The 24,474-nt window shown below is 65.1% G+C and carries 21 protein-coding genes; 9 read left to right on the top strand and 12 right to left on the bottom strand.

What is annotated here, in order from left to right:
* The first annotated feature begins 26 nt into the window (after positions 1 to 26).
* Positions 27 to 479, top strand: a complete 453-nt coding sequence (locus tag SE92_RS20730) for a hypothetical protein (RefSeq protein WP_063197937.1) — start codon at positions 27 to 29, stop codon at positions 477 to 479.
* A gap of 115 nt (positions 480 to 594) precedes the next feature.
* Here SE92_RS20730 and SE92_RS20725 read toward each other — a convergent pair whose 3' ends face one another.
* The 5 genes from SE92_RS20725 to SE92_RS20705 all read right to left on the bottom strand — a co-directional run bounded on the left by SE92_RS20725 (position 595) and on the right by SE92_RS20705 (position 4,582).
* Complete coding sequence (locus SE92_RS20725; protein WP_063197935.1) at positions 595 to 912, bottom strand: HPr family phosphocarrier protein; 318 nt, start codon at positions 910 to 912, stop codon at positions 595 to 597.
* Entirely contained in the window at positions 909 to 1,310 is a 402-nt protein-coding gene (locus SE92_RS20720; RefSeq protein WP_007597752.1) for a PTS sugar transporter subunit IIA, read from the bottom strand. Before SE92_RS20720 ends, SE92_RS20725 begins: the two co-directional genes overlap by 4 nt.
* Before the next feature lie 133 nt (positions 1,311 to 1,443).
* Positions 1,444 to 1,971 (bottom strand): HPr kinase/phosphorylase, encoded by a 528-nt coding sequence (locus SE92_RS20715; protein WP_063197934.1) that lies wholly within the window; start codon positions 1,969 to 1,971, stop codon positions 1,444 to 1,446.
* The gene (locus SE92_RS20710; RefSeq protein WP_063197932.1) at positions 1,968 to 3,764 is read right to left on the bottom strand and encodes a sensor histidine kinase; all 1,797 of its coding nucleotides are present in this window, start codon (positions 3,762 to 3,764) and stop codon (positions 1,968 to 1,970) included. The genes SE92_RS20715 and SE92_RS20710 overlap by 4 nt, the downstream gene beginning before the upstream one ends.
* Positions 3,765 to 3,880: 116 nt before the next feature.
* Complete coding sequence (locus tag SE92_RS20705; protein WP_008542552.1) at positions 3,881 to 4,582, bottom strand: response regulator transcription factor; 702 nt, start codon at positions 4,580 to 4,582, stop codon at positions 3,881 to 3,883.
* Positions 4,583 to 4,823: 241 nt separating this feature from the next.
* Between SE92_RS20705 and SE92_RS20700 the strand changes: the two genes are divergently transcribed.
* The 3 genes from SE92_RS20700 (at position 4,824) to SE92_RS20690 (ending at position 10,132) form a co-directional block, all read left to right on the top strand.
* Positions 4,824 to 5,558, top strand: coding sequence for a HugZ family pyridoxamine 5'-phosphate oxidase (locus SE92_RS20700; RefSeq protein ID WP_063197931.1), 735 nt, complete (start codon positions 4,824 to 4,826; stop codon positions 5,556 to 5,558).
* 77 nt (positions 5,559 to 5,635) lie between these two features.
* A complete protein-coding gene (locus SE92_RS20695) occupies positions 5,636 to 8,230 on the top strand; it encodes a CHAT domain-containing tetratricopeptide repeat protein (RefSeq protein WP_063197929.1) in 2,595 nt (864 codons plus the stop codon).
* Positions 8,231 to 8,515: 285 nt separating this feature from the next.
* Entirely contained in the window at positions 8,516 to 10,132 is a 1,617-nt protein-coding gene (locus tag SE92_RS20690; protein ID WP_063197927.1) for a phosphoenolpyruvate carboxykinase, read from the top strand.
* Between the two features lie 139 nt (positions 10,133 to 10,271).
* Here the strand turns inward: SE92_RS20690 and SE92_RS20685 are convergent, their stop codons facing one another.
* Entirely contained in the window at positions 10,272 to 11,189 is a 918-nt protein-coding gene (locus SE92_RS20685) for a helix-turn-helix domain-containing protein (RefSeq protein ID WP_245324655.1), read from the bottom strand.
* 302 nt (positions 11,190 to 11,491) lie between these two features.
* On the opposite strand from SE92_RS20685, the gene SE92_RS20680 reads away from it, so the two are divergent.
* On the top strand, positions 11,492 to 13,132 hold the full coding sequence (locus SE92_RS20680) for a flavin-containing monooxygenase (RefSeq protein WP_063197926.1): 1,641 nt from the start codon (positions 11,492 to 11,494) through the stop codon (positions 13,130 to 13,132).
* Positions 13,133 to 13,187: 55 nt separating this feature from the next.
* Positions 13,188 to 14,381, top strand: coding sequence for a methyl acetate hydrolase AcmB (gene acmB, locus SE92_RS20675; RefSeq protein ID WP_063197924.1), 1,194 nt, complete (start codon positions 13,188 to 13,190; stop codon positions 14,379 to 14,381).
* Positions 14,382 to 14,417: 36 nt separating this feature from the next.
* On the opposite strand, the gene SE92_RS20670 is transcribed toward acmB, so the two are convergent.
* Both SE92_RS20670 and SE92_RS20665 read right to left on the bottom strand, forming a co-directional pair.
* The gene (locus SE92_RS20670; protein WP_063197922.1) at positions 14,418 to 15,233 is read right to left on the bottom strand and encodes an acyl-CoA thioesterase; all 816 of its coding nucleotides are present in this window, start codon (positions 15,231 to 15,233) and stop codon (positions 14,418 to 14,420) included.
* A 95-nt stretch (positions 15,234 to 15,328) separates the two neighbouring features.
* Positions 15,329 to 17,854: a glycogen/starch/alpha-glucan phosphorylase gene (locus tag SE92_RS20665; RefSeq protein WP_157095583.1), complete on the bottom strand. Its 2,526-nt coding sequence runs from the start codon at positions 17,852 to 17,854 to the stop codon at positions 15,329 to 15,331.
* Positions 17,855 to 18,051: 197 nt separating this feature from the next.
* Here SE92_RS20665 and SE92_RS20660 point away from each other — a divergent pair, with 197 nt between their 5' ends.
* Positions 18,052 to 18,285, top strand: coding sequence for a hypothetical protein (locus SE92_RS20660; protein ID WP_063197919.1), 234 nt, complete (start codon positions 18,052 to 18,054; stop codon positions 18,283 to 18,285).
* Between the two features lie 25 nt (positions 18,286 to 18,310).
* Here the strand turns inward: SE92_RS20660 and SE92_RS20655 are convergent, their stop codons facing one another.
* On the bottom strand, positions 18,311 to 19,174 hold the full coding sequence (locus tag SE92_RS20655) for a LysR family transcriptional regulator (RefSeq protein WP_063203667.1): 864 nt from the start codon (positions 19,172 to 19,174) through the stop codon (positions 18,311 to 18,313).
* A 99-nt stretch (positions 19,175 to 19,273) separates the two neighbouring features.
* On the opposite strand from SE92_RS20655, the gene SE92_RS20650 reads away from it, so the two are divergent.
* Both SE92_RS20650 and SE92_RS20645 read left to right on the top strand, forming a co-directional pair.
* The gene (locus SE92_RS20650) at positions 19,274 to 20,185 is read left to right on the top strand and encodes a DMT family transporter (RefSeq protein ID WP_063203666.1); all 912 of its coding nucleotides are present in this window, start codon (positions 19,274 to 19,276) and stop codon (positions 20,183 to 20,185) included.
* Positions 20,186 to 20,200: 15 nt separating this feature from the next.
* Complete coding sequence (locus tag SE92_RS20645; protein ID WP_063197917.1) at positions 20,201 to 20,974, top strand: MBL fold metallo-hydrolase; 774 nt, start codon at positions 20,201 to 20,203, stop codon at positions 20,972 to 20,974.
* Positions 20,975 to 21,088: 114 nt separating this feature from the next.
* Here SE92_RS20645 and SE92_RS20640 read toward each other — a convergent pair whose 3' ends face one another.
* From SE92_RS20640 to SE92_RS20630, 3 genes are all read right to left on the bottom strand, one after another.
* Entirely contained in the window at positions 21,089 to 21,856 is a 768-nt protein-coding gene (locus SE92_RS20640) for a TIGR02186 family protein (protein ID WP_063197915.1), read from the bottom strand.
* Positions 21,856 to 22,773, bottom strand: a complete 918-nt coding sequence (locus tag SE92_RS20635; protein WP_063197914.1) for a sulfite exporter TauE/SafE family protein — start codon at positions 22,771 to 22,773, stop codon at positions 21,856 to 21,858. The genes SE92_RS20640 and SE92_RS20635 overlap by 1 nt, the downstream gene beginning before the upstream one ends.
* Positions 22,774 to 23,169: 396 nt before the next feature.
* The coding region (locus SE92_RS20630) for a tetratricopeptide repeat protein (protein WP_198172722.1) at positions 23,170 to 24,474 on the bottom strand (1,305 nt) is incomplete at its 5' end.

The raw sequence follows: 24,474 nt of genomic DNA, 5'->3' as shown, positions 1-24,474 counted from the left end.
TGTTCAACATCGCCGCGATCTAGCTCGTGCTCAGCGCCGCGACACTGGCCGGCTCGCCCTGGATCGCCGCGCGCGAGATGGCGGCCAATGCCGGCAACACCGCGACCTATGGCGCGCGCTCGGATCTGGCGCGCGAATTGACCCAGGCCTGGCACGCGCGCTTCGCCTCGCGCTGGGCCGTCGTCGCGGGCACCATGGAGACGATCCAGCCGATGGTGTTCTACAGCCCCGATCATCCGAGCCCGTTCACGCCGAACGAAGCCTGGGCCTCCGGGCTGACCTCGCTCGACGACGTCAAGCGATACGGCTTCATCGGCGTGGTCGATGCGGCCGACGAACGCCTGCCGAAGTTCGAGAAATGGATCTCGGAAACCGCGCCGAACGCCGAGCGCATGGTGATGACCACACGCCGCTTCACCCACGGCAAGGCCGGCCCGGCGATGAGCTGGAACGTCTATATCGTAGGCCCGGCGAAATAGCGGGATCTCGTAGGGTGGGCAAAGGCGCGAAGCGCCGTGCCCACGTTCTTTCACTGATTGATAGAGATGGTGGGCACGCTTCGCTTTGCTCACCCTACGGAACCGAGCGCGTGGCTCAGATCCCTTCCTCGTTGAACTTGCTTTCAACGAGCTCGGTGATCGCCGCGAGCGCGGCTTCCGCGTCTTCGCCGGCCGCCGCGACGGTGATGGTCGTGCCGGGGCCGGCCGCGAGCATCATCAGGCCCATGATCGAGGTGCCGCCGACGGTCTCGCCGCCGCGCGTCACCCAGACTTGCGCCTCGAAGCGTTCGACCGCCTGGACGAATTTCGCCGAGGCGCGCGCATGAAGGCCGCGCTTGTTGATGATCAGGAGGTCCTTGGAGATCGCGCCCGCGGGCACGCCTGTCCCCGCTTGTGGCGCCTCCTCGCTCATTTGCCGGCGAGCACGCGGCTGGCGATGGTGACGTATTTGCGGCCCGCTTCCTGCGCCATCGCGATCGCGTCCGGCAGCGGACGCTCCTCGCGCACCTTGGCGAGCTTCACCAGCATGGGCAGGTTGATGCCCGCGAGCACCTCGACCTTGGGCCGACTCATGCAGGATATTGCGAGGTTCGACGGCGTGCCGCCGAACATGTCGGTGAGGATCGCAACGCCGTCGCCGGAATCGACGCGGTTAACCGCCTCGATGATGTCGCTTCGGCAGAGATCGGAATCGTCTTCGGCCCCGATCGTGATCGCTTCGATTTGCTTTTGTGGCCCCATGACATGTTCAAGCGCTGCCTTGAATTCGTCGGCAAGGCGCCCGTGGGTCACAAGTACTAGACCAATCATCGGAAAACTCCTCGCGGGCGCTTTTGGTGCACCGCACGAACGCGCCACTTTGACCATCCAGAGCCCCTGCGCAAGAGGGGATGTTGCGTATCTCCCTGAATCTAGACGGATGGACGAGGGGAGCTGCGCCGGTCTATTCGGTCGCGATAGTGGGGTTCATATGGTTACCATTTCCCTTCAAACAATCGCCTGAAGGGTTAACGGAAGATGAACTCTTGGTAGTGGTCAAGGCCGCGACAACCAAGGAGAGCGGTGAAGTGTCGCGGCTCACCGGAATTCGCGGTATTTCGACACCAAAAATGCTGGTTTTCAGGGATTCCGCCGGCGGCAGCCGTTCCGCGTCCGCCGCGTCCAGGTCGACCACGAGACCGACGGTCGCATGCTCCACGAAGTCGCAGCGGCGGATTCCGAGGCCCCGGATCTCGATCAGGCCCGCCAGGCGAGGCGCGGGCCGGACCTCAATTTCATCGCCGAGTGTCGCCAGATGGACACGGTCGTCCCCGACCAGAACCGCCCTTTCGACCACGCCCGCCCGTCCCGCCATGATCAAATCGAAGGCAAGGCGCGACTTGCCCGAGCCCGAGGGCCCGCGGATCAGCACCGCCCGCTGCCCGACCTTGACCGCGGAGGCGTGAACGCTGGGCCCGTTGCCGTCGCTCATAGCGCCGGCAGCCTCACGACGAAGCGCGCGCCCGACACGGTCGGAGCGCCTTCGTCATCCGGCGGGCCTGCGCGGTTCTCGGCCCAGATGCGTCCGCCATGCGCGTCGACGATCTGCTTGGAGATCGACAGGCCGAGGCCGGAATTCTGGCCAAAACCCTGATGCGGACGATCGGTGTAGAAGCGCTCGAAGATGCGCTCCAGCGCGTCGTCGCGAATGCCGGGTCCGTCGTCGTCGACCACGATCTCGATCTCTCCGCGGGCGCGGCGGCAGGTGAGGCGCACCTTGCTGCCGGCTTCCGAGAACGATTGCGCGTTCGAGAGCAGGTTGGAGACCACTTGCCCGAGCCGTGAATCATGGCCGGTCACGGCGAAATTGTCGGACGCGCTGCGGCCTTCGAAGCGCGTCTCGACCGCGACGTCGTGGCCGAGCTTGGTTTCATTGGCGACGGACACCAGCGTCGTCAGCAGGCGGCGCAGATCGACCGGGATCGCGTCCTGGCGCTGCAATTCGGCATCGAGGCGGCTGGCGTCGGAGATGTCGGAGATCAGGCGGTCGAGCCGCTTGACGTCGTGCTCGATCACCTCGAGCAGGCGCGCGCGGCTGGTCTCGTTGCGCGCCAGCGGCAAGGTCTCGACCGCCGAGCGCAGCGAGGTCAGCGGGTTCTTCAGCTCATGGGCGACGTCGGCGGCGAACATCTCGATCGCCTCGATGCGGCTGTAGAGCGCGCTGGTCATGTCGCGCAGCGCGCCCGAGAGATGGCCGATCTCGTCGCGGCGGCGAGTGAAATCCGGGATCTCGATGCGCGCCTTGATGCGGCGGCGGACGCGCTCGGCGCTGTCGGCGAGCCTGCGCACGGGCCCGGCGATCGTGCTCGCGAGCAGCAGCGACAGCATGATCATGACCGCGGCCGCGACGCCGCCGACCTTCAGGATGGCGAGGCGCTCGGCGGTAACCATCTGGTCGATGTCGTCGCCTTGCGTCGAGAGCATCAAGGCGCCGCGGATGGCGCGCGAGCGCAGCACGGGGACCGCGACCGAGACGATCACCTCGCCGCGCGCATTGACCCGCACCATCGAGCGCTTCTGGCCCTGCAGCGCATCGGCCACCTCCGCATAGCCGTTGCCGTTCTCGGGGCCGAGCTCGCGGTAGAGCGGCAGGTCGCCGCGATTGAGCCAGGTGCGCACCGCCACCATGCCGCGCTCGACGAGGCCGGGCTTGTCGGCCGGCGGCGGCAGATTGTAGCGCAGCACGTTTTCGAGGTTGCGGCTGTCGACCAGCAGGCTGCCGTTCGGATCGTAGATGCGGGCGCGCGTCTTGGTCGGCGAGATCAGCGTGCGCAGCACCGGCGCCACGCGCTCCGGATTGATCGGGAAGTCCAGCGGCGAATATTCGTCCGGGCCGCCATAGGTCTCGCCCGGCTTGAGGTCGAGCAGCCGGTCGGGATCGATGGTGATGGCGTTGGTCTGCACGGTGGCGGAGGCGGCGATCGCGCCGGCGATGATCTCGGCCTGCACCAAAAGGCTCTGCGCCCGCGCGTCGATCAGGCCGGCGCGGAATTGCGACAGATACAGGATGCTCGCGACCAGCGCGACGAGGCCGGCAAGGTTCAGCGAGACGATGCGGCGGGTCAGGCTGGAGAACGACAGCGCGAAGAAGAACTGCCCGGCGCGCTTCAGCCAGTTCAGCGGCCGGAAGCCGTGCGGCTTGTCGTCGGCGACGTGCTCCTGAACCCCGTCGGACGTGACATCCCCGGCGCTCTGGTTCGGATCAGGCTGCGTTCGGTCCAGCAATGCTTACGCCCGCGTTAGGACGGTTCGTCGAGAGGTCCCCGCATTCTAGAGCGATCCCGGTCCCGATGGAATCAGAACCGGAGATGCTCCTAGTCGTTCGTGAAGCTGCGTGAGCCTCAGGCTTCCTTGAAGCGGTAGCCGACGCCGTAGAGCGTCTCGATCATCTCGAATTCGTTGTCGACCACCTTGAATTTCTTGCGCAGCCGCTTGATGTGGCTGTCGATGGTGCGGTCGTCGACATAGACCTGATCGTCATAGGCGGCGTCCATCAGCGCGTTGCGGCTCTTCACCACGCCGGGCCGGGTCGCGAGCGCCTGCAGGATCAGGAATTCGGTGACGGTCAGCGTCACCGGCTCGTTCTTCCAGGTGCAGGTATGCCGTTCCGGATCCATGCGGAGCAGGCCGCGGTCGAGCGCCTTGGCGTCGTTCTCCTTCGGCGCGACGGTCGGGTCCTTCGGCGCCGAGCGGCGCAAGACCGCCTTGACGCGCTCGACCAGCAGGCGCTGCGAGAACGGTTTGCGGATGAAGTCGTCGGCGCCCATCTTGAGGCCGAACAGCTCGTCGATCTCTTCGTCCTTGGAGGTCAGGAAGATCACCGGCAGGTCGGATTTCTGCCTGAGGCGGCGCAGCGTCTCCATGCCGTCCATCCGCGGCATCTTGATGTCGAGGATGGCGAGGTCGGGCTGGGTGGTGCGGAAACCGTCAAGCGCGGAGGCGCCGTCGGTGTAAGTCATGATGCGGTAGCCTTCGGCTTCCAGCGCGATCGAGACGGATGTGAGAATGTTGCGGTCGTCGTCGACCAAAGCGATTGTGGGCATGAGCCTCTGCTTTCTGCTTTCCGTTTGGGTCGTGGCTTGAAACGGCGAGCAATCCACTGATGCGCCGCATAGATGGGTGCCGATGTCGGCGTACGAACCTTGTCACCGAGCAATGCAAGCTAGGCTGAAGTGTGACCAAGTTCCACGAAATGCAGCAGATTCGCCGCATGTCGACCCATAACCGGGCCCCCGTTTACCCGAAAAATGGCCCCCCTTGCAACCACCTGAGCCGAGAAAGCCGATGCAACCGACCCCTGATTTCGACCCCGCAAAGCTCGCCAAATCCCTGCTGCGGCGATCGCGGCAGGGGGCCTTGGCAACCCTCATGGCGGGCAGCGGCGATCCCTATTGTTCCCTGGTCAATCTGGCCAGCCATCCCGACGGCTCGCCCATCCTGCTGATCTCCGGCCTTGCCGTGCACACCAAGAACATCCTGGCGGACAGCCGGGTCTCCCTGATGCTGGACGAGCGGGCCGCGGGCGATCCGCTGGAAGGCGCCCGGATCATGCTGTCCGGCCGGGCGGAGCAGGCCGATGCCGAGAAGGAGCTGCTGCAGCGGCGGTATCTCAATGCCCATCCCTCGGCCGAAGGCTTTGTTTCCTTTAAGGATTTCTCGTTCTTCCGGATCCGTCCCACGGGGACCCATCTGGTCGCCGGCTTCGGCCGGATCGTCGATCTCAAGCCCGAGCGGTTCCTCACGGACCTCACCGGCGCCGAGGACCTGCTGGCGGCGGAGGAGGGCGCTGTCGAACACATGAATGCTGACCATCGCGAGACCATGGGCCTCTACGCGACCAGGCTGCTGGGGGCAGCCGCGGGCGACTGGCGCTGCACCGGCTGCGATCCGGAAGGCCTCGACATGCAGGACGGCCAGATCGCGCTGCGGCTCGACTTCCCGGAGCGGGTCACCGACGGCACGTCGCTGCGCAAGATGCTGGTGCGCCTCGCTGGCGAAGCGCGCAGCAAGGTGGACTAGAACGCAACAAATTGAACGCCGCGCCCCATGGCTGCGACCCAAGACGGTAGATCTTGAGGCTCGCAGCGAGAGGGTTCATGACGCGTCGTCGTTTGGCATTGGCTGCGGGTCTGGCCCTCGCGATCACCGCCTCGTTTGCCGCGCCCGGACTTGCCCAGAAGGGCGATCTGTCGGCGCAGAGCGCGCGCATCAACGCGCTTCGCAGCGCCGGCAAATATGCGGAGGCGCTGCCGCTGGCGCAGGCGATGGTGGCCTCGCTCGAGAACACCAGCAACAACCGCGATCTCGCCGCCGCGCTCAACAATCTCGCGCAGATCCACGCCGACCAGGGCCACGACGATCAGGCCGAGCCGCTCTACAAGCGTGCCATTGCGCTGATGGAGAAGGGGACCGGGCAGGGCAGCGTCGAGATCGCGCCGCTCCTGAACAATCTTGCGGCGCTCTATCAGCGGCAGAGCCGCTTCTCCGAGGCCGAGCCGCTGTTCAAACGCGCGCTGGCGGTCAGCGAAAAGAGCCTGTCGCGCGAGCATCCCGATGTCGGCCGTGCCCTGAACAACCTCGCCACGCTCTACGTGAAGCAGGAGCACTTTGCCGAGGCCGAGCCGCTGTTCCAGCGGGCGCTGGCGATCTATCAGAAGGCCGCCGGGCCCGAGCATCCCGCGGTCGCCACCGTCCTCAACAATATCGGCCAGGTCGATCGCGACCTCAACCGCGATGCCGATGCCGAGCCGCCGATCAAGCGCTCGCTCGCAATCCGCGAAAAAGTGCTGGGACCGGATCATCCCGACGTGGCGCGCTCGCTCAACAATCTCGCCGGGCTCTACGAGCACCAGCAGCGCTACGCCGAGGCCGAGCCGCTGTATCGCCGCGCCCTGTCGATCCGTGAACGCGCGCTCGGACCCGACCATCCCGATGTCGCGACCTCGACGAACAATCTCGCGTATTTCCTTCAGGTGTCGGGCCGGACCGCCGAGGCGTTGCCATTCGCGCAGAAGACGCTTGCGGCCAACCGCGCGCAGTTGCGCGTCGTGCTGCCGGTTCTGTTCGCCGCGCGGCAGCAAGCGCTGCTGGCGAGCGACAAGGCGCTCGACGACGCGCTCAGTGCGATCCAGCGCGGCACGCAATCCTCGGCCGCATCGGCCGTGAACAAGCTCGCGGTGCGGATGGCTGCCGGCAGCGACCGGCTCGCCGAGCTGGTGCGCCGGGACCAGGATCTTACCGCCGAGGCCGAGGCGCTCGACAAGGCGATCATCACCGCGGTGTCGAAGCAGTCGGCCCAGCGCGACGTCGCAGCCGAGCAGCGCAGCCGCGCGCGGATCGCGGTGATTGCAAGCGAGCGTGCCGGCCTGCAGAAGACGCTCGCGCGCGAATTTCCCGACTACGCCTCGCTCTCCAACCCGCTGCCGCTGGCGGTGAAGGACATCCAGCCGCTGCTGTCGGCCGACGAGGCGATGGTGATCTATTCCGTCGTCGACAAGCAGAGCTATGTCGTCGCGATCACGCGCGATGGCGCCGAGTGGAAGGAGATTCCGCTCGGCGCGGATGCGATGGCGCGGAAGGTGGCGGCTTTCCGCAAGGGACTGGATGTCGGCAAGGCGCGCGATGCCTCCGGCAAGTCGGGCCTGTTCGATCTCGCGCTCGCGAACGAGCTCTATGTCGCGCTGCTCGGGCCGGTCGAGGCGTTGACGAAGGACAAGCGCAATCTGCTGGTGGTGCCGTCGGCGGCGCTGACCGCCCTGCCGTTTCATCTCCTGGTGACGGAGAAGCCGCAGGCTGCGATCCCGGACAAGATAGAAGGCTATCGCGACGCCGCCTGGCTGCTGCGGCGTCAGGCCGTCTCGGTGCTGCCGTCGGTGATCTCCCTGAAATCGCTGCGTGCCTTCGCGCGCAGGGATCAGGGCGCAAAGCCGATGACCGGCTTCGGCGACCCCGTCTTCAACCCCGCAACCGAAGGCCCCGCTGACCGACGCGGGGCCGGCGGCAAGGTCGCCGCGCGCAGCATCGCGACGATCGCCTACACCGATTTCTGGCGCGGTGCCGGCGTCGATCGCGCGCAGCTTGCGAAAGCGCTGCCGCAACTGCCTGACACCGCCGACGAGCTGAACGCGGTGGCGCGGGACGTCGGTGCTGCCGATGCCGACATCCATCTCGGACGCGATGCCAGCGAAACGACGCTGAAGCATGCAGCGCTTGCTCAATACGGCATCATCTACTTTGCCACCCACGGTCTCGTGGCCGGTGACGTCAAGGGCCTGGGCGAGCCCTCGCTGGCGCTGTCCATTCCCGATCAACCGTCCGAGCTTGACGACGGTCTCCTGACCGCGAGCGAAGTGGCTCAGCTCAAGCTCAACGCCGATTGGGTGGTGCTGTCCGCCTGCAACACCATCGCTGGCGACAAGCCCGGCGCCGAGGCGCTGTCGGGCCTGGCGCGCTCGTTCTTCTATGCAGGTGCCCGCGCGCTTCTGGTCTCGCATTGGGCCGTGGATTCGGAAGCCGCCACCCGCCTGACCACGTCGACATTCGAGCTGCTCAAGAACGAACCAAAAATCGGTCGTGCCGAAGCCTTGCGCCGTGCGATGTTAACGTTTGTCGACGACGCCACTTCGCCGCGCAACGCCTACCCAGCCATGTGGGGACCGTTCGCGCTGATCGGCGAAGGCGAGGTGAAATGACACGATTCCTCAGGGATTGTGCGTCGCAATAACCTGACGTAACGCGCAAACATGCATTTGGTTGCGCGATCATTTGTGTTTTCTGGTTGCCGCTGCTCAGAGCTGACATGCGCGACGTTTGGCGCGGTCCTTGAATAAACCAAATCCTGCGGGATCAGCTTGGCAACGCCAGCGTTCATGATTATTAGGTCGTTCAGCCGAGGCCGAATGGCCCTTTCATCACGGTGACCGCGACGGCGCCAAACTTGGTCCGCTGAAAGTCGCGGGTTCTAGGAGGATTTTTTCGTGCAAGAGACGGGCGTGCGCAACGGTGCCTTCGGCGCCGACAAATTCGGCTTAAAGAATCTCAAGCAGGTTCACTGGAATCTTGGTGCGCCGCAACTCTATCAATACTCCCTCGCCGCGGGCGAGGCGGTGCTGTCCGCTGACGGCGCACTCTGCGCCGACACCGGCGAGTTCACCGGGCGCAGCCCGAAGGACAAGTTCACGGTCCGTGACGCCACCACCGACAAGAAGATGTGGTGGGCCGGCAACCAGTCGATCACCGCGGAGCAGTTCGAGACGCTCTATCAGGACTTCCTCAAGCACGCCGAAGGCAAGAAGCTGTTCGCGCAGGACCTGTACGGCGGCGCCGATCCAGCCTACCGGATCAAGACGCGTGTCTTCACCGAGCTCGCCTGGCACTCGCTGTTCATCCGCACGCTTCTGATCCGCCCCGAGGCGATCGAGCTGTCGACCTTCGTGCCGGAGCTCACCATCATCGACATGCCGAGCTTCCGCGCCGATCCCAAACGTCACGGCTGCCGTTCGGAGAACGTCGTCGCGATCGATTTCGCCCGCAAGATCGTCCTGATCGGCGGGTCTTATTATGCCGGCGAGATGAAGAAGTCGGTCTTCACCACGCTGAACTACTATCTGCCCGAGCGCGGCGTGATGCCGATGCACTGCTCGGCCAATGTCGGCGCCAAGGGCGACACCGCGATCTTCTTCGGCCTCTCCGGCACCGGCAAGACCACGCTGTCCGCCGATCCCAACCGCACGCTGATCGGTGACGACGAGCACGGCTGGGGCCCGAACGGCGTCTTCAATTTCGAAGGCGGCTGCTACGCCAAGTGCATCAAGCTGTCGCAGGAAGCCGAGCCCGAGATCTTCGCGGCCTCGACCCGCTTCGGCGCGGTGCTGGAGAATTGCGTGCTCGACGAAGACACCCGCGTGGTGGATTTCGACGACGGCTCCAAGACCGAGAACACGCGTTCAGCCTATCCGCTCGACTTCATCCCGAACGCCTCGCGCACCGGCCGCGCGCCGCAGCCGAAGAACGTGGTGATGCTCGCCGCCGACGCCTTCGGCGTGCTGCCGCCGATCGCCAAGCTCTCGCCGGCGCAGGCGATGTATCACTTCCTGTCCGGCTACACCGCGAAGGTCGCGGGCACCGAGCGCGGTCTCGGCAACGAGCCGCAGCCGGAATTCTCGACCTGCTTCGGCTCGCCCTTCCTGCCGCTCGACCCCTCCGTCTATGGCAACATGCTGCGCGACCTCATCGCCCAGCACAATGTCGATTGCTGGCTGGTCAACACGGGCTGGACCGGCGGCAAGTACGGTGTCGGCTCGCGCATGCCGATCAAGGTGACGCGCGCGCTGCTCACTGCGGCGCTCGACGGCTCGCTCCGCAACGTCGAATTCCGCACCGACAAATATTTCGGCTTCGCGGTCCCGACCGCGCTGCCGGGCGTGCCGAGCGAGATCCTCAACCCGGTCAACACCTGGAAGGACAAGGACGAGTTCGACAAGACCGCCCGCGCCCTGGTCGGCATGTTCCAGAAGAACTTCGCCAAGTTCGAAGCCCAGGTCGACGCAGAGGTCCGCGCTGCCGCGCCGGACGTGAAGCTCGCGGCGGAGTGAGTTTTCGCAGGATGTGATTGCTGAGAAAGGGCGGCTTGAACAGCCGCCCTTTACTTTTGTGGCCTGTGCATCGTCAGGCAGCCTGGCTGCAACGTCTCGCCGTCACCCCGGGGGCGCCGCTTCTTCGGCCGCCCTAAGGCTAGCCCGTGCATTGCTTGCGATATTCTGCGGGCGTCGCACTCATGTGCCTGCGAAAGATCCGGTTGAGATGGCTCTGGTCTGAGAATCCGCTCAGAAGGGCGATCTCCTTCAGTGCAAGGCGGTCCTTGCGCAGATGTTCGCAGGCGCGCTTTACTTTGCGCGTGAGGACGTAGGCGTGCGGTCGCATGCCATAATGCACCTGAAACTTGCGGGTGAACTGCACCGGCGTGCAGTTGCAGATGCTGGCCAGTTCGTCGAGCGTGATGTTCCGGAAGAGGTTCTGCTCGATATAGTCCTCGATCATCCGCGCATGTGCCGGCCTGAAGCGCCCTTGCGCACAGGGCAGCTTGAACTGCACGGAGGCATATTTGCGCAGGATGTGGACGCTCGCCTGAAGTGCCATGGCGTCGTAGCAGAGCCGGCCGCCAGGACCTCCTGCGGAAACCTCCTGCACCATCTGGTCCGCGATCCAGGTCAGGACCGGATCCTCGATCTTGAGCAGATCGTGAAGTTCGACACTTTCGGTGTCCTGGTCAAAAGCCTCGCTTGCGGTCTTCGCCATGAGACCAGGCGAGATGTAGAAATGACTGACCTCGACGTCATGGCACCATCGCCAGTTCGAAGCTTCCGCGCGCGTCAGGAGCGTTGTGACGCCGCGGCCGACCTGATCCTGCTTCCAGGATCCGGTCACGCGACGGTTCATCGCCGTGGTGCCTTCGCGATAGATCACGATCAGAAAGTTTTCGGACGGCGGCACCCAGATGTCGGATGGCCCATAGCGGAACACGCGGAGCCGAAAATCGGCTTTTCCCACCGCTAGACTGTCCAACTTCATTTCGCCGGGAGCATAGCGTGGCAGCTCCTCGACCGTGATGAACTGCCCCATCGCGCGAGCCTCCTCCCTGGAGTTTGGCATGGTCGGCTGCTTGTTGTTCTCATTGGCCGACCAGCAAGGCAGAGCATAGGCCGGATTTGCCATTTGCCAAGCGAGCTCGGGCGCGGTCGGCGCCGGCGTCCGGCTTCATTCCAAGGATTGTCGGTTTTGTTCAAGCCGGGAACGCAGCCCGCCTCATAGCCTCCCTCGCGTTCCCGGCGAGTGCGGAAGAACGGTGAAGAGCCGCAAGCAAACGCGGGACCGACAATGACGCGATGCACGATCATCCGATCACACGACGGGTGGGGAAGGCCCCGCGCTCTGGGAAGACCTGGGAGGGAAATATGGCAGAAGCGGCGACCAAACTCAGTGGGAGCAACGGCGCACAGGTAACGGCGAAATTCGACGCGGTGGTTGTTGGAGCCGGCGTCGCCGGGCTCTATCAGCTCTATCGTTTGCGCGAACAGGGATTGAAGGTCAGGGCGATTGACGCAGCTGCAGGCGTGGGCGGCACCTGGTATTGGAATCGCTATCCCGGCGCCCGCTTCGATTCAGAGAGCCACATCTACCAATATCTGTTCTCCGAGGAGCTCTATAAGGGATGGAGCTGGAGCGAGAAATTCCCCGGCCAGCCGGAAATCGAGCGCTGGCTCAATTACATCGCCGACCGCCTCGATCTGCGCAAGGACATCCAGTTCGGGACGGTCGTCAAAAGCGCCCATTTCAACGACGCCACACAGCGCTGGCTGGTCACGACCGACCGGGGCGACGTGATCGACACCCAGTTCCTGATCACCTGTTGCGGCATGCTCTCCGCGCCCCACGTGTCGTTTCCTGGACAGGAGACGTTCAAGGGGCAGCTGTTCCACACGGCGCGCTGGCCCAGGGAGCCGGTCGAATTCGGCGGCAAGCGCGTCGGCGTTATCGGCAACGGCGCAACCGGCATCCAGGTCATCCAGACGATCGCCGGCGAGGTCGGTCATCTGAAGGTCTTCGTTCGCACGCCGCAATACATGATTCCGATGAAGAATCCCAAGTACAGCGAGGAAGACGCGGAGGCCTACAAGTCGAAATTCCAGCACCTCACGGAGCGTCTGCCGCATACCTTCACCGGATTCGAATACGATTTCGAGCACGCCTGGGCCGACCTGACGCCGGAGCGGCGCCGGGAGGTGATCGAAGATTGCTGGAACGACGGCTCCCTGAAGCTCTGGATATCGTCCTTCGCCGAGTTGTTCTTCGACGCCGAGGTCAACGCGGAAATCTCGGACTTCGTGCGCGAGAAGATGCGCGAACGACTGAAGGATCCAAAGCTGTGCGATGCCCTGATTCCGGCCGACTACGGTTTCGGGACGCATCGGGTGCCACTGGAGCAGAACTTTCTCGAGGCCTTCCATCGGCCCAATGTCGAGATCGTCAGCGTCAAGGCCAATCCGATCGAATGCGTGACACCCACGGGTATCCAGACCGCGGACGGGACGGTCCACGAGCTCGACGTCATCGTTCTGGCGACCGGGTTCGACGCGGGAACCGGCGCGTTGACGCGCATCGATATCAGGGGCCGCGGCGGGCGGTCGTTGAAGGAGGATTGGAGCAAGGATATCCGCACCACCATGGGTCTGCAGGTTCATGGCTATCCGAACCTGTTCACGACCGCGGTGCCGCTGGCCCCGTCGGCGGCGCTCTGCAACATGACCACCTGTCTCCAGCAGCAGGTCGAGTGGATCGACGATTGCATCAGGTTCGTGCGGACGAAGAATTTGAAGGTGGTCGAGCCGACCAAGGATGCCGAAGACGGATGGGTGGCGCATCACGATGAGACCGCCAATGCGACGCTGATCGCGAAGACCAATTCCTGGTACCTGGGCTCGAACGTCGAGGGCAAACCGCGCCGCGTTCTGTCCTATTGCGGGGGCGTCGGCGCCTATCGGCAGAAATGCGACGAGGTCGCTGCCGGCGGCTACCAGGGTTTTACCATGAGCTGAGTGCTCGCCAGGCGCCGCATCGACGGAATTCATCCAATACAACGGGAGGACAATCATGAGCACGAATTTCGGTGCTGCCGCAGACGCCGTTCTCGACGGCGTCGTCACGTCGACGCCGCGCGTGCCCGGCGTCGTCGCGATGGTGACGAACCGCGATCGCAACATCTACGAAGGCGCAGCGGGGAAAAGGCGTCTCGACCAGCCAGCCGGGATGACGACCGACAGCATCTTCGCCATCTTCTCCACGACCAAGGCGATCACCGGCACGGCCGTGCTGCAACTCGTCGAAGAGGGCAAGCTCGATCTCGACGCACCGGCCAAGCGCTACGCGCCTGATATCGGCAAGCTCCAGGTCATCGAGGGTTTTGATGCCGCGGGTGAGCCGATGCTGCGGGCGCCTAAACGGGACATCACCACGCGGATGCTGATGACGCATACCGCCGGCCTCAGCTACGACTTCATCAACCGCACCTACAACCGCCTGGCCGAGGAGAAGGGCCAGCCCAGCGTCATCACCGCGTCCAAAGCCTGCCTGATGACGCCGCTGCTGTTCGATCCGGGCGAGCGTTGGGACTACGGCACCAATCTCGACTGGTGCGGCCAGATCGTCGAGGCCATCGCCGGGCGCCGGCTCGGAGAGGTTTTCAAGACGCGCATCTTCGAGCCGCTCGGAATCGAGAGCATGACCTTCGAGCTGACCGACGCCATGCGCAGCAAGCTGGCGGGGATCCACGCGCGCGGCGCCGACGGCTCGTTGACGCCAATGGATTTCGAGCTCCCCACCAAGCCTGAAGTGCACATGGGCGGCCACGGCCTTTACGGCACGGTCGGCGATTACATGCGCTTCATCCGGATGTGGTTGAATGACGGTGCCGGCGAGCATGGCCGCGTGCTGAAGGCGGAGACCGTGCGCATGGCGGAGAAGAATCATCTCGGCGACAAGAAGGTGACACCGATCACCGGCGTCATTCCGGCGCTGTGCAATGATGCCGAGTTCTTCCCGGGCCAATCAAAATCCTGGGCGCTCTCGTTCATGATCAACGACCAGGAAGCACCCACCGGGCGTCCTGCCGGCGCCCTCGGCTGGGCGGGCCTTGCCAATTTGTTCTATTGGATCGACCGGCAGAACGGGTTCGGCGGATTCTGGGCCACGCAGATTCTTCCGTTCGGCGATCCAACGTCGTTCATCGGCTACATGAATTTCGAGACGGCGTTTTATCAGAGCCTGAGGCAGCGAATGGCGAGTTAGGAACCCTGGAAAGAACGGGACAGGGGTGGAGACAGCTCACGCCTTGAAATACGCGATCTGCGTGCTGGTCGCGAGCAGGCGGCCGTTCGGCGACCACAGCTCGGCGTTCTGGTCGGCGTAGCTCTTGCGCATGATCTTGGAATCCGCCGTCGCCAGCACGCGCGTGATGTCTTCGCGCGCGAGCTCTTCGCTGTCGGTGTGGAAATAGGTCGTCAGCGACACCGTGCCGAACGGCACCAGTTCGCGGCGTGCGTGGAAGACGCGGCCGAAGAAGGCGTCGGACATCGACATCAGCGACAGCATGTCGAGCTTGCGCGGCGTACGGTCGCTGATCCAGATCTTCGAATAGGTGCTGGCAAGCTCGGCCTGCGGCGGGCCGATCCGCATCTCGCCCTCGACGAAGCGGAATTCGTACTGGTTGGCCCAGGACGCCTTGATGTTCGGGAACGGCAGCGTCTCTTCGAACGGCTTGGCCTCCGGATATTGCGCGACCTGGTGCTCCCAGGACGGCCGCCGCTCGGCGAACACCGCGGTGGCGAGCGTTGCGACTTCACCGCCGCCCTGGCTGAGCTCGACGCTCCAGTGCTGGCTGGAGCGGTTGGCCTTCACCAGCCGCACGTCGAGGTCGAATGGGCCCTTCGCAATCGGCGCACAGTAATTGACGGTGAGCGCCAAGGGATCGCCGGCGCGCTCCGGATGATCGATCAGCGCGCGCAAAATGGTCGCAGCAGTGGCGCCGCCGAACGGGCCGACAAAGGCCCAGTAATCGTCGCTGGTGTGCCCCTGCCAGCTGGAGTCGCCGGCGGTGACGCGGGTGACGTCGTCGAAGGGGTGCGGGAGTTTGGCGTGCATTGTTGTTTCCGGCTTCAATGACGGACGTCATATCACGTCCGCCACCGGCTAGCGCAATTACCTGCGGCGTAACCCCGTTTCCACGCCGCGGAAAATCAGCCGGCGACGTCGCGCAGGTTGGGCAGCAGCGGCGTGGTCGGGTTGACCGGCACGTTCCAGATCTCCTCGGCATATTCGCGGATGGTGCGGTCCGAGGAGAACCAGGCCATGCGCGCGACGTTGAGGATGGAGGCGCGGGTCCAGGCCGGCGTCACCTGCCAGCGGGCGTCGACGCTGCGCTGCGCCTCGTAGTAGGAATCGAAATCGGCGCTGACCATGTAATGGTCGAGATAGCGCAGCGCGTGCGCGATGGATTCGAAGCGGCCGGGATCGCCCGGCGAGAACTCGCCCACACCGATCGCGTTGATGGCGCGCTGCAGCTTCGGCGAATTGCGGATCACATCGGAGGCATCCAGCCCCTGCTTGCGGCGGATCATGACGTCGCCGGCCTCCATGCCGAAGATCGCGATGTTCTCAGGCCCGACATGGTCGCGGATCTCGATATTGGCGCCGTCGAGCGTGCCGATCGTGATGGCGCCGTTGAGCGCCAGCTTCATGTTGCCTGTGCCGGAGGCTTCCATGCCGGCGGTCGAGATCTGCTCGGAGAGGTCGGCCGCGGGAATGATCACTTCGGCCAGGCTGACATTGTAGTCGGGCAGGAATACGACCTTGAGCTTGCCGCCGATCGCGGGATCGTTGTTGACGACTTCGGCGACGTCGTTGATCAGCTTGATGATCAGCTTGGCGTAGCGATAGCTCGCCGCCGCCTTGCCGGCGAAGATCTTCACCCGCGGCACCCAATTGCCGTTGGGATCGTCCTTGATCGCCTGGTACAGCGCGACCGTCTCGATGACGTTGAGCAGCTGGCGCTTGTATTCGTGGATGCGCTTGATCTGCACGTCGAACAAAGCGGTCGGGTCGACCTTGATGCCGAGGCGCTCGCCGATCAGCCGCGCCAGCGCGGCCTTGTTGTGCAGCTTGACGGTGCGGAATTTCTTCTGGAATTCGACGTCGCTGGCGCGCGCCTCGATCAGCGACAGTTGGGTCGGATCGTCCAGCACGGCCTCGCCGCAGGTCTCGCGCAACAGGTCGGTCAGCTTCGGGTTCGCCAGCATCAGCCAGCGGCGGAAGGTGATGCCGTTGGTCTTGTTGGTGATGCGGCCGGGATAGAGATGGTTGAGGTCGTGGAACACAGTCTCGCGCATCAAATCCGAATGCATGCCCGAGACGCCGTTGATGCGGTGCGAGCCGACGAAGGCGAGCTGGCCCATGCGCACGCGGCGTCCGCTCTTCTCGTCGATCAGCGAGACCGAGGCGCGGAAGTCGATGTCGCCGGGGCAGCGCGCCTCGGCGAGCGCCAGATGCTGCACGTTGATGCGGTAGATGATCTCGAGATGCCGCGGCAGCAGCCGCTCGAACAGCTCGACCGGCCAGGTCTCCAGTGCTTCCGGCAGCAGCGTGTGGTTGGTGTAGGAAAGCGTGGCGACCGTGATCTTCCAGGCCTCGTCCCAGCGGAAATTGTGGAGGTCGACGAGGATGCGCATCAGCTCGGTGACGGCAAGGCTCGGATGGGTGTCGTTGAGCTGCACCGCGACCTTCGACGACAGGCTGCGCAGCTGGCCGTCGGAGGCAAGGTGCCGCTTGATCAGATCCTGCAGCGAGGCCGAGACGAAGAAATATTCCTGGCGCAGCCGCAGCTCGCGGCCCGCGGGGCTCTCGTCGTTGGGATAGAGGAATTTGCAGATCGCTTCCGCGCGCGACTGCTCGGCGCTGGCGCTGACATAGTCGCCCTTGTTGAAGGCATCCAGCTTCAACGGATCGGGCGAGCGCGCCGACCACAGGCGGAGCGCGTTGACGTGCTGGCCGCGCCAGCCGACGATCGGCGTGTCATAGGCGATCGCCTGCACCGTCTCGCCCGGATGCCAGATCGCGCGGTCGCGGCCCTTGTCGTCCACATGCTCGACGCCGCCGCCGAAATTGATGTCGTAGATCACCTCGGGCCGCTGCAATTCCCAGGGATTGCCGAAGCTCAGCCATTCGTCCGGGTATTCCTGCTGCCAGCCCTGGTTGATGATCTGGCGGAACAGGCCGTAATCATAGCGGATGCCGTAGCCGATCGCAGGGATCGACAGCGTCGCCATGCTCTCCATGAAGCAGGCGGCAAGCCGCCCCAGGCCGCCATTGCCGAGCGCTGCATCGGGCTCGCATTTGCGCAGCTCCGGCAGCGAGACGCCGAGATCGCCGAGCGCGACCTCGAAGATCTTCAAGAGACCCATATTGTTGAGCGCGTCGCTGAACAGGCGGCCGATCAGGAATTCGAGGGAGAGATAATAGACGCGCTTGCGGCCTGCGTCGTAGCTGTGCTTCTCCGCGGTGAGCCAGCGATGCACGATGCGGTCGCGCAGCGCGAGCGCCGCGGCCTGGTACCAGTCGTGCTTGGTCGCCATGCCGGCATCCTTGCCGATGGCAAGCCGCAGCTTCGCCAGGATCACACCCTTGATCTCAGCCAACGCGAGCTCGTCGATGGGCTGCGTGGGAGCGGACGAAGTGGGCTGGAACGATGAATCTTGCAAGGCTGTCATTTCCTGGTCGAAGAACCGCTACTCACTCTACGCACCGTGCTCCTGTGCCGAAACCATCGCTGGCGCGCCGTAAACTGCACGGAGGTAAAATTATGCAAGGAATGGGCCGCTTTGGGAACCCGGACGAGCACGGAGAAACCGGGTTTTCCGTGCTAGATTGCAGATCAATTCAGCCATCAGTGTGGAGGAACATCTTCATGAGACTGCTGATTGAAATCGCCGCGGCGGCCCTGCTCGTCGTCTGCATCAGCGCCTCCAGCGCTGCGCTCGCCGCCGGCAAGCCCGGCCGAAGCGCCGACGGCCTGAGCTGCGGCTTCACGGTGCCGCAGAACGCCTCGCCCGCGGCCCGCTGCGCCGCCATCAAGCGCCAATGCGGCGGCAAGTTCTATGCGAATGCGTGCGGCACCAGGCTGATGTCCGCGGTGAATTGAGCGGCGGGCGGCAGCCTTCGCGAATTCAAGCCGCTTTGGCCTGCACCGTATTGCAAAATTCGGCGAGACGATCCGCCAGCCGCAGCGTGGCCGGGCTCGCGTCCGGCGAGGCCATCAGCGCGACCTCGGTCCTGTTGATCGGGGCAAAACCCTCCTTCGCCGTCAGCACGCGGTGGTCGGACTGGATCGACATTTCCGACAGGATGCTGAGGCCCATGCCGGCGGCAACCGCGGCCTGGATGCCGGCGAGGCTCGACGACGTATAGGCGGTGTGCCAGGCGCGGCCCGCGCTTTCCAAGGCGTGGATGGCGCCGGCCCGATAGATGCAGCCGAGCGGGAAGCCGATCAGCGGCACCGAGGATACGCCGACATCGACCGGATGGCTCTTGCTGGTGACCCAATGCACCCGCTCCGGCCACACCGCGATCGCATCCTTGGCGCCGGCCTCGCGCTTGTAGAGCGCAAGGTCGAGCTCGCCGCGCTCGAGATCGCGCGCGAGGTATTTGCTCTGGTCGGCGCGCACGTCGAGCCGCAGGCCGGGATGCGAGCGCGAGAACGCGCCCAGTAATTTGGTCAGCCGGTAGGCCGCGAAATCCTCGGGAATGCCAAGCCGGATCGCGCCTTCGCTGTTCGGTTGGCGCAGCACGTCGCGCGCCTCCTCGGCGAGCGAGAGCAGCCGGCGCGCATAGGACAGCAACCGCTCGCCGGCGTCGGTCGGGCGCACGGTCTTGCCGTCGCGATGCAGCAGCACCTGGCCGACATCCTCTTCCAGTCGCTTGATCTGCTGGCTCACGGTCGACTGCGTGCGGTGGACGCGTGCGCCGGCGCGGGTGAAGCCGCCGGCTTCCACCACAGAGACGAAGCTGCGCAGCAGCTCGAGATCGAGCATGGCCGCCTCCATTCGAATATCGAATGATCTCAAGTTAATCATTTAATTTCCAAATGACAAGCGGCCTCCCTAGATCGAGGGCTCAGGAGAATGTCCCTCATGTCGCTCGCGCCCTCGATTTCGGTTCCCGGCCGCCGCTTCAACACGCTGCCGCTCGCCATCGGCCTGTTCTGCCTGCTCTGGAGCTACGCCTTCGTCGCCGGCAAGATCGGCGTCACCCATTGCCCGCCGCTGATCCTGCTCGCCGCGCGCTTCTCGCTTGCCGGCATCTTGATCCTGGGCGCCACCCTGATCCGTGGCGAGGGCTGGTCCCTGTCCTGGCGCGATGGCGCGATCTTCGCCGTGCTCGGCATCGCCAACAACGCGCTCTATCTCGGGCTCGGCTACACCGGCTTGCAATCGGTCTCCGCCGGTCTCGGCGGCCTGATCGTGTCGGCCAATCCGGTCTTCACCGCAGCGCTCGCCGCGCTGCTGCTCGGCGAAAACATGACCTGGCGCAAGGCGAGCGGATTGCTGCTCGGCATCATCGGCGTGACCGCGATCGTCTGGCATCGCCTGTCGGTCGGCACGGACTCGCTGCACGGCATCGTCTTCACGCTGGCCTCGCTGGCCTCGCTCGTCGCCGGCACCATCCTGTTCAAGCTGCTATCGCCGAAGGGATCCTTGTGGACCGGCAACGGCGTGCAGAACCTCGCCGCCGGCATCGCGCTGACGCCGGTCGCGCTCACCTTCGCCGATGTCCACGCGATCGATTTTACGCCGGGCCTGATCGGCGCCTTTGCGTTCCTCGTGCTCGGCGGCTCGATCCTCGCCTACTGGCTCTGGTTCCATCTCCTGAAAGTGTGCGGCGCCACCGCCGCCAGCGCCTATCATTTCCTGATGCCGCCGCTCGGCATGCTGTTCGCGTATCTCGTCCTTGGTGAGCATGTCGAGGCGCGCGATCTGCTCGGCATCATTCCGGTGGCGCTCGGCATCTATCTGGTGACGCGGCCGGCGAAGCCCGTCCCGTAAGAGGAGAGTTCTGTCATGCCCATTTCCATCACCCTGATCGGCGGCCCGACCGCGCTGATCGAGATCGACGGCTTCCGCCTGCTGACCGATCCGACCTTCGATGCGCCCGGCGCCTACCAGCTGCCGCACGTCAAGCTGGAGAAGACCGTCGGCCCTGCGTTGAAGCCCGATGCGATCGGCCCGATCGATGCCGTGCTGCTCAGCCATGACCAGCATTCGGACAATCTCGACAATTCCGGCCGTGAATTTCTGAAGCATACCAAACGCGTGCTGACCACCGAAGCCGGTGCCAAACGCCTCGGCGGCCATGTCGAGGGTCTTGCGCCCTGGGCCACCTCGCATCTGAAGGATCGCGACGGCAACATGCTGACCATCACCGCGACGCCGGCGCGCCATGGCCCGGCCGGCATCGAGTCGCTGTCGGGTGACGTGATCGGCTTCGTGGTGTCCTCGAGCCGCAAGGATACGACGTCGGTCTATATCAGCGGCGACACCACCTGGTTCGACGGCGTCGCCGAAGTCGCGCGCCGCTTCAAATGCGGCGTGGTGCTACCCTTCGCCGGTGCCGCGCAGACGCGCGGGCCGTTCCATCTCACCATGGACACCAACGACACCATCGAGACCGCGCGCGCCTTCCCCGATGCGGTGATCGTGCCGGTGCACACCGAAGGCTGGGCACATTTCCGCCAGAACAGCGAGGATCTGCGCAAGACCTTCGACGTGCTCGGATTCGGCACGCGACTGCGTCTGCTGGAGCCGGGCGTGCCGACGGTGGTGGAAGCGCCGTGAAGGTCGTCATTCCGGGGCGACGCGAAGCGTCGAGCCCGGAATCCATCGTCCGACCGTCTCCGCTGATGAATGGATTCCGGGCTCGCTACGCGCGCCCCGGAATGACAGCGCCCCTCAATCCTTCCGAAACACGATCGACGCCATCCATCCCGTCATCAGCGCCATCGCGGCGGTGACGAGGCCGTAGATCAGCCCGTTCTGCCGCGCGGTGGTGGCGACGAACTGCTCGAAGCCAACCTTGACGATCTCGAACGCGGTCTCGGTCTTGCCGAGGAACGCGCCGTTCGCGAACAGCTTGATCTCGACCTCATAGGTGCCGATCGGCACCTCCGCCGGCAAGGGAATGCCGGTGCGGAACAGCGTCGGCGTCAGGAACGTCACCGCGCTTCCATCCTCGCGATAGAGCCCGCGCTGCGTGCGCAGGCGGATGAAGGCCGAGCGGAACGCATCGTTCGGCACCACGTCGGCATAATCGCCGCCGACCCGCTGCGTCAGCAGCACGTTGTTGAGCCCGATCTGCTGCCGCCGCGCGATCTCGGGCGAGGTGATGGCGTCGAAGGGGCGGTTGGCGAACAGCGCCAGATAACTCGGCACCTGCAGGAACTGGCGATAGTCGGTGTTGATCCAGATGCCGAAGGTGCGTTCCTTCCGCCGCGTCACCATGTCGGCGCGCGGGCCCATCACGGTGACGACGAGGTCATAGGCGGTGCGATCGGCGGGCGTGGTGGCGTCCCTCTCGACCGAGCCGAACAGCACCAGCTCCTCGCCGGAATAGTTCGGCGTCACCGTGACGCGGTGGTTGGAGACCGACACGATCAGCCGCTCGGCGCGCGCGACCGAGCCGAGCAGCAGGACGAGCAGAAGTGCGAGAGCTGCGCGCATCAGCCGCTCACCCCGAGCTCGCGGATGGTGAAGAGGTCCGATGGCTGGATCACCAGCTCGATCGCGAAGCGAACGCCGACCGAGAGGATGAGCAGGCCGAGCAGCAGCCGCAGCTGCTCGCCACGAATTTTCTGCCCGGCGCGCGCCCCGAATTGTGCGCCGGTGACGCCGCCGACCATCAGGATCAGCGCCAGCACGGCGTCGACGAGGTGGTTGGTCGCCGCGTGCAGCATGGTCGCGAACAGCATGGTGACGAGAGTCAGCACCATCGAGGTGCCGATCACCGTCGAGGTCGGCACCCGCAAGAGATAGATCATGATCGGCACCAGGATGAAGCCGCCGCCGATGCCCATGATGGCGCCGATGAAGCCGATCATGATGCCGACCACCACCACGGGGATCACCGAGAGATAGATCTTCGAGCGCTTGAACCGCATCTTCAGCGGCAGGCCGTGGATCCAGTTGTGCGTGCGGCGCGGGGGCAGCGCGCCCCGGCGGGTCCGCATCAGCGCGCGCAGGCCTTCCGAGAACATCAGGCTGCCGACGGTGGTGAGCAGCACCACGTAAGAGAGCGCGATCATCAGATCGAGCTGGCCGAGCGCGCGCAGCTGCGTGAAGGTCCACACGCCGAGCGCCGTGCCGGTCACACCGCCGCATAAGAGAACGCTTGCCAGCGCCGGATCGATCGCGCGCCGCCGCCAATAGGACAGTGCGCCGGAAAAGGAGGAGGCCGCGATGTGGCTCGCCACCGACGCCACCGCGACCGCCGGCGTGATGCCGATGAAGATCAAAAGCGGCGTCATCAGGAAGCCGCCGCCGATCCCGAACATGCCCGAGACGAAGCCAACCGCGGCGCCCATCGCCAGCACCAGGAAGACGTTGACCGGAAGATCGGCGATGGGGAGGTAGAGCTGCATCGAAGGACCACGCTCCGGCGAGACGGATCGATTGCGCAATGCCCGCCGGACGGGTCGGACCGATTGCCGCGCCCTTCAATAGCGGAATTTGCTGGCGGGAGGGACCCTGGAATTTCAGGCGTGGTGAATGGGCTTGAGCGTCATATCCGCGATCGTCGCCACAACGAAATGTGCGCTCCCTCCCCCGCTTGCGGGGGAGGGTTGGGGAGAGGGTATCTCCGCAGTGGGACTCCCCAAGAGGAGAGAGCCCCACCCCAGCCCTCCCCCGCAAGCGGGAGAGGGAGCCTACTGCAGATGCCTCGACATCGTGCGCACTAGGCGATAGCCCCTGCCCGCAAGCGGGAGAGGTGCACACCGAGCGCGTGGCTCGTACCGTCCATCTTAAGCTGTTCGCGTCTAATGCGCGGCCGAGGCCGACTTCTTCGTCGCAACCTGCTTCGGCGCGGGCTTGGCGCTCGCCTGCGGTGCGCTGTCCCAGCCGCCGTTCGGGGCGGGAACGTTGACCGCATCATCCGGCTGCGGCTCGGCCGCAAAGGTCTGGATCGCGAGCTTGGCGGCGGCGAGCGATTGCGGGTCGAGGCGCTTGGCGACGTCGTCGCGCTTGCCGGACGCATCCGCGTCGCCCTGGGCAGCGGCGAGGCTGAACCATTTGTAGGATTCGGCGAGGTTCTGCTCGACGCCGATGCCGCGGGCATAAAGGATGCCGAGGTTGAACTGGCTGTCGGCGACGCCGCGATCGGCAGCTTTGCGGAACCATTGCGCCGCGCTCTTGTAATTGGCGCCGCGTCCACCGCCGTCGGCATCGAGCACCGCGAGGTTGTGCATCGCCTTGGCGTTGCCGCGCTCGGCGGCCTGGGTGTAGTAGCGACGGGCGATGTCGGCGTCCTTCTTCACGCCCAAGCCCTTCTCATAGAGCGTGCCGAGGCGGAAGGTCGCGGGGATCACGCCGGCCTGCGCCGCGCGGTCGTACCATTTGGCGGCTTCGTCGTAATTCGTCGCGACGCCCTTGCCCTCGGCAAAGCGCACGCCGATCTCGTAGGCCGCGGTCGCATCGCCCTTCATCGCGGCGGTGCGCAGGCCCGGGCCGCCGATGCCGTCGGGCAGCTTCTCGCTCGGCGGCACCTGGATCAGGCCGATCTTGGCGCGGCTCGTGCCCGACAGCGCACCGGTCACGTCGCCGCTTGCGGCAGGCGGCGGCACGGCGGCAGCGGGCGCCTGGGGAATCTCGACCGAGGCTGAGCTGGCCGGGCCGGGCACAGGCGCGGAATTGTTCTGGGACTGCCGTCCGATCGGCGTCGGCGAGGTCATCGAGGGCGTGACCTGCTCGGGCGTGGCGGGCTTGTTCTCGATCACCGGCGGTGGCGGCGGGGGCTGCGGCGCCGGCTGGCTCAACGTATTGTCCATGGCCTGCGGCGCCGGCGGCGCGCTGCTGCCTTCGAGCAGATTCATCGCCATCTTGAAGGTGCCGAGCACGATCACGACCACGCTCGCGCCGACCAGCAGCGAGCGGATCTTCGAGGTGATGGTCGAGCCGCCTTCCTTGCTCTTGTCCTTGCCGCGATCGGCACTCCCCTTGGCACCACGCGCCGGCTTTTCCGGCTGTGCGGCGGCGGCCTGGGCGGCGCGGCGTGCGGCCGCGATGAAGCTCGACGAGGAAACCGGCTCTTTCGCAGCAGCGGGGATGCCGCTGATCACGCTCTC

This window comes from Bradyrhizobium sp. AT1 (assembly GCF_001590795.1).
Lineage (GTDB): Bacteria > Pseudomonadota > Alphaproteobacteria > Rhizobiales > Xanthobacteraceae > Bradyrhizobium.
This window is presented reverse-complemented; position numbering and strand designations above follow the sequence as displayed.

What these genes read in the sequence shown, in the direction of transcription:
- SE92_RS20695 (WP_063197929.1), top strand. Translation starts at nt 5,636, where the DNA reads ATGACGCGTCGTCGTTTGGCATTGGCTGCGGGTCTGGCCCTCGCGATC.
- SE92_RS20655 (WP_063203667.1), bottom strand. Translation starts at nt 19,174, where the DNA reads ATGCTCGATCTCGAGCTGCTGCGCAGCTTCGTCTCTGTGGTGGAAGCC.
- SE92_RS20660 (WP_063197919.1), top strand. Translation starts at nt 18,052, where the DNA reads ATGAGACTGCTGATTGAAATCGCCGCGGCGGCCCTGCTCGTCGTCTGC.
- SE92_RS20680 (WP_063197926.1), top strand. Translation starts at nt 11,492, where the DNA reads ATGGCAGAAGCGGCGACCAAACTCAGTGGGAGCAACGGCGCACAGGTA.
- SE92_RS20635 (WP_063197914.1), bottom strand. Translation starts at nt 22,773, where the DNA reads ATGCAGCTCTACCTCCCCATCGCCGATCTTCCGGTCAACGTCTTCCTG.
- SE92_RS20700 (WP_063197931.1), top strand. Translation starts at nt 4,824, where the DNA reads ATGCAACCGACCCCTGATTTCGACCCCGCAAAGCTCGCCAAATCCCTG.
- SE92_RS20705 (WP_008542552.1), bottom strand. Translation starts at nt 4,582, where the DNA reads ATGCCCACAATCGCTTTGGTCGACGACGACCGCAACATTCTCACATCC.
- SE92_RS20670 (WP_063197922.1), bottom strand. Translation starts at nt 15,233, where the DNA reads ATGCACGCCAAACTCCCGCACCCCTTCGACGACGTCACCCGCGTCACC.
- SE92_RS20650 (WP_063203666.1), top strand. Translation starts at nt 19,274, where the DNA reads ATGTCGCTCGCGCCCTCGATTTCGGTTCCCGGCCGCCGCTTCAACACG.
- SE92_RS20720 (WP_007597752.1), bottom strand. Translation starts at nt 1,310, where the DNA reads ATGATTGGTCTAGTACTTGTGACCCACGGGCGCCTTGCCGACGAATTC.
- acmB (WP_063197924.1), top strand. Translation starts at nt 13,188, where the DNA reads ATGAGCACGAATTTCGGTGCTGCCGCAGACGCCGTTCTCGACGGCGTC.
- SE92_RS20725 (WP_063197935.1), bottom strand. Translation starts at nt 912, where the DNA reads ATGAGCGAGGAGGCGCCACAAGCGGGGACAGGCGTGCCCGCGGGCGCG.
- SE92_RS20640 (WP_063197915.1), bottom strand. Translation starts at nt 21,856, where the DNA reads ATGCGCGCAGCTCTCGCACTTCTGCTCGTCCTGCTGCTCGGCTCGGTC.
- SE92_RS20665 (WP_157095583.1), bottom strand. Translation starts at nt 17,854, where the DNA reads ATGACAGCCTTGCAAGATTCATCGTTCCAGCCCACTTCGTCCGCTCCC.
- SE92_RS20645 (WP_063197917.1), top strand. Translation starts at nt 20,201, where the DNA reads ATGCCCATTTCCATCACCCTGATCGGCGGCCCGACCGCGCTGATCGAG.
- SE92_RS20715 (WP_063197934.1), bottom strand. Translation starts at nt 1,971, where the DNA reads ATGAGCGACGGCAACGGGCCCAGCGTTCACGCCTCCGCGGTCAAGGTC.
- SE92_RS20685 (WP_245324655.1), bottom strand. Translation starts at nt 11,189, where the DNA reads ATGCCAAACTCCAGGGAGGAGGCTCGCGCGATGGGGCAGTTCATCACG.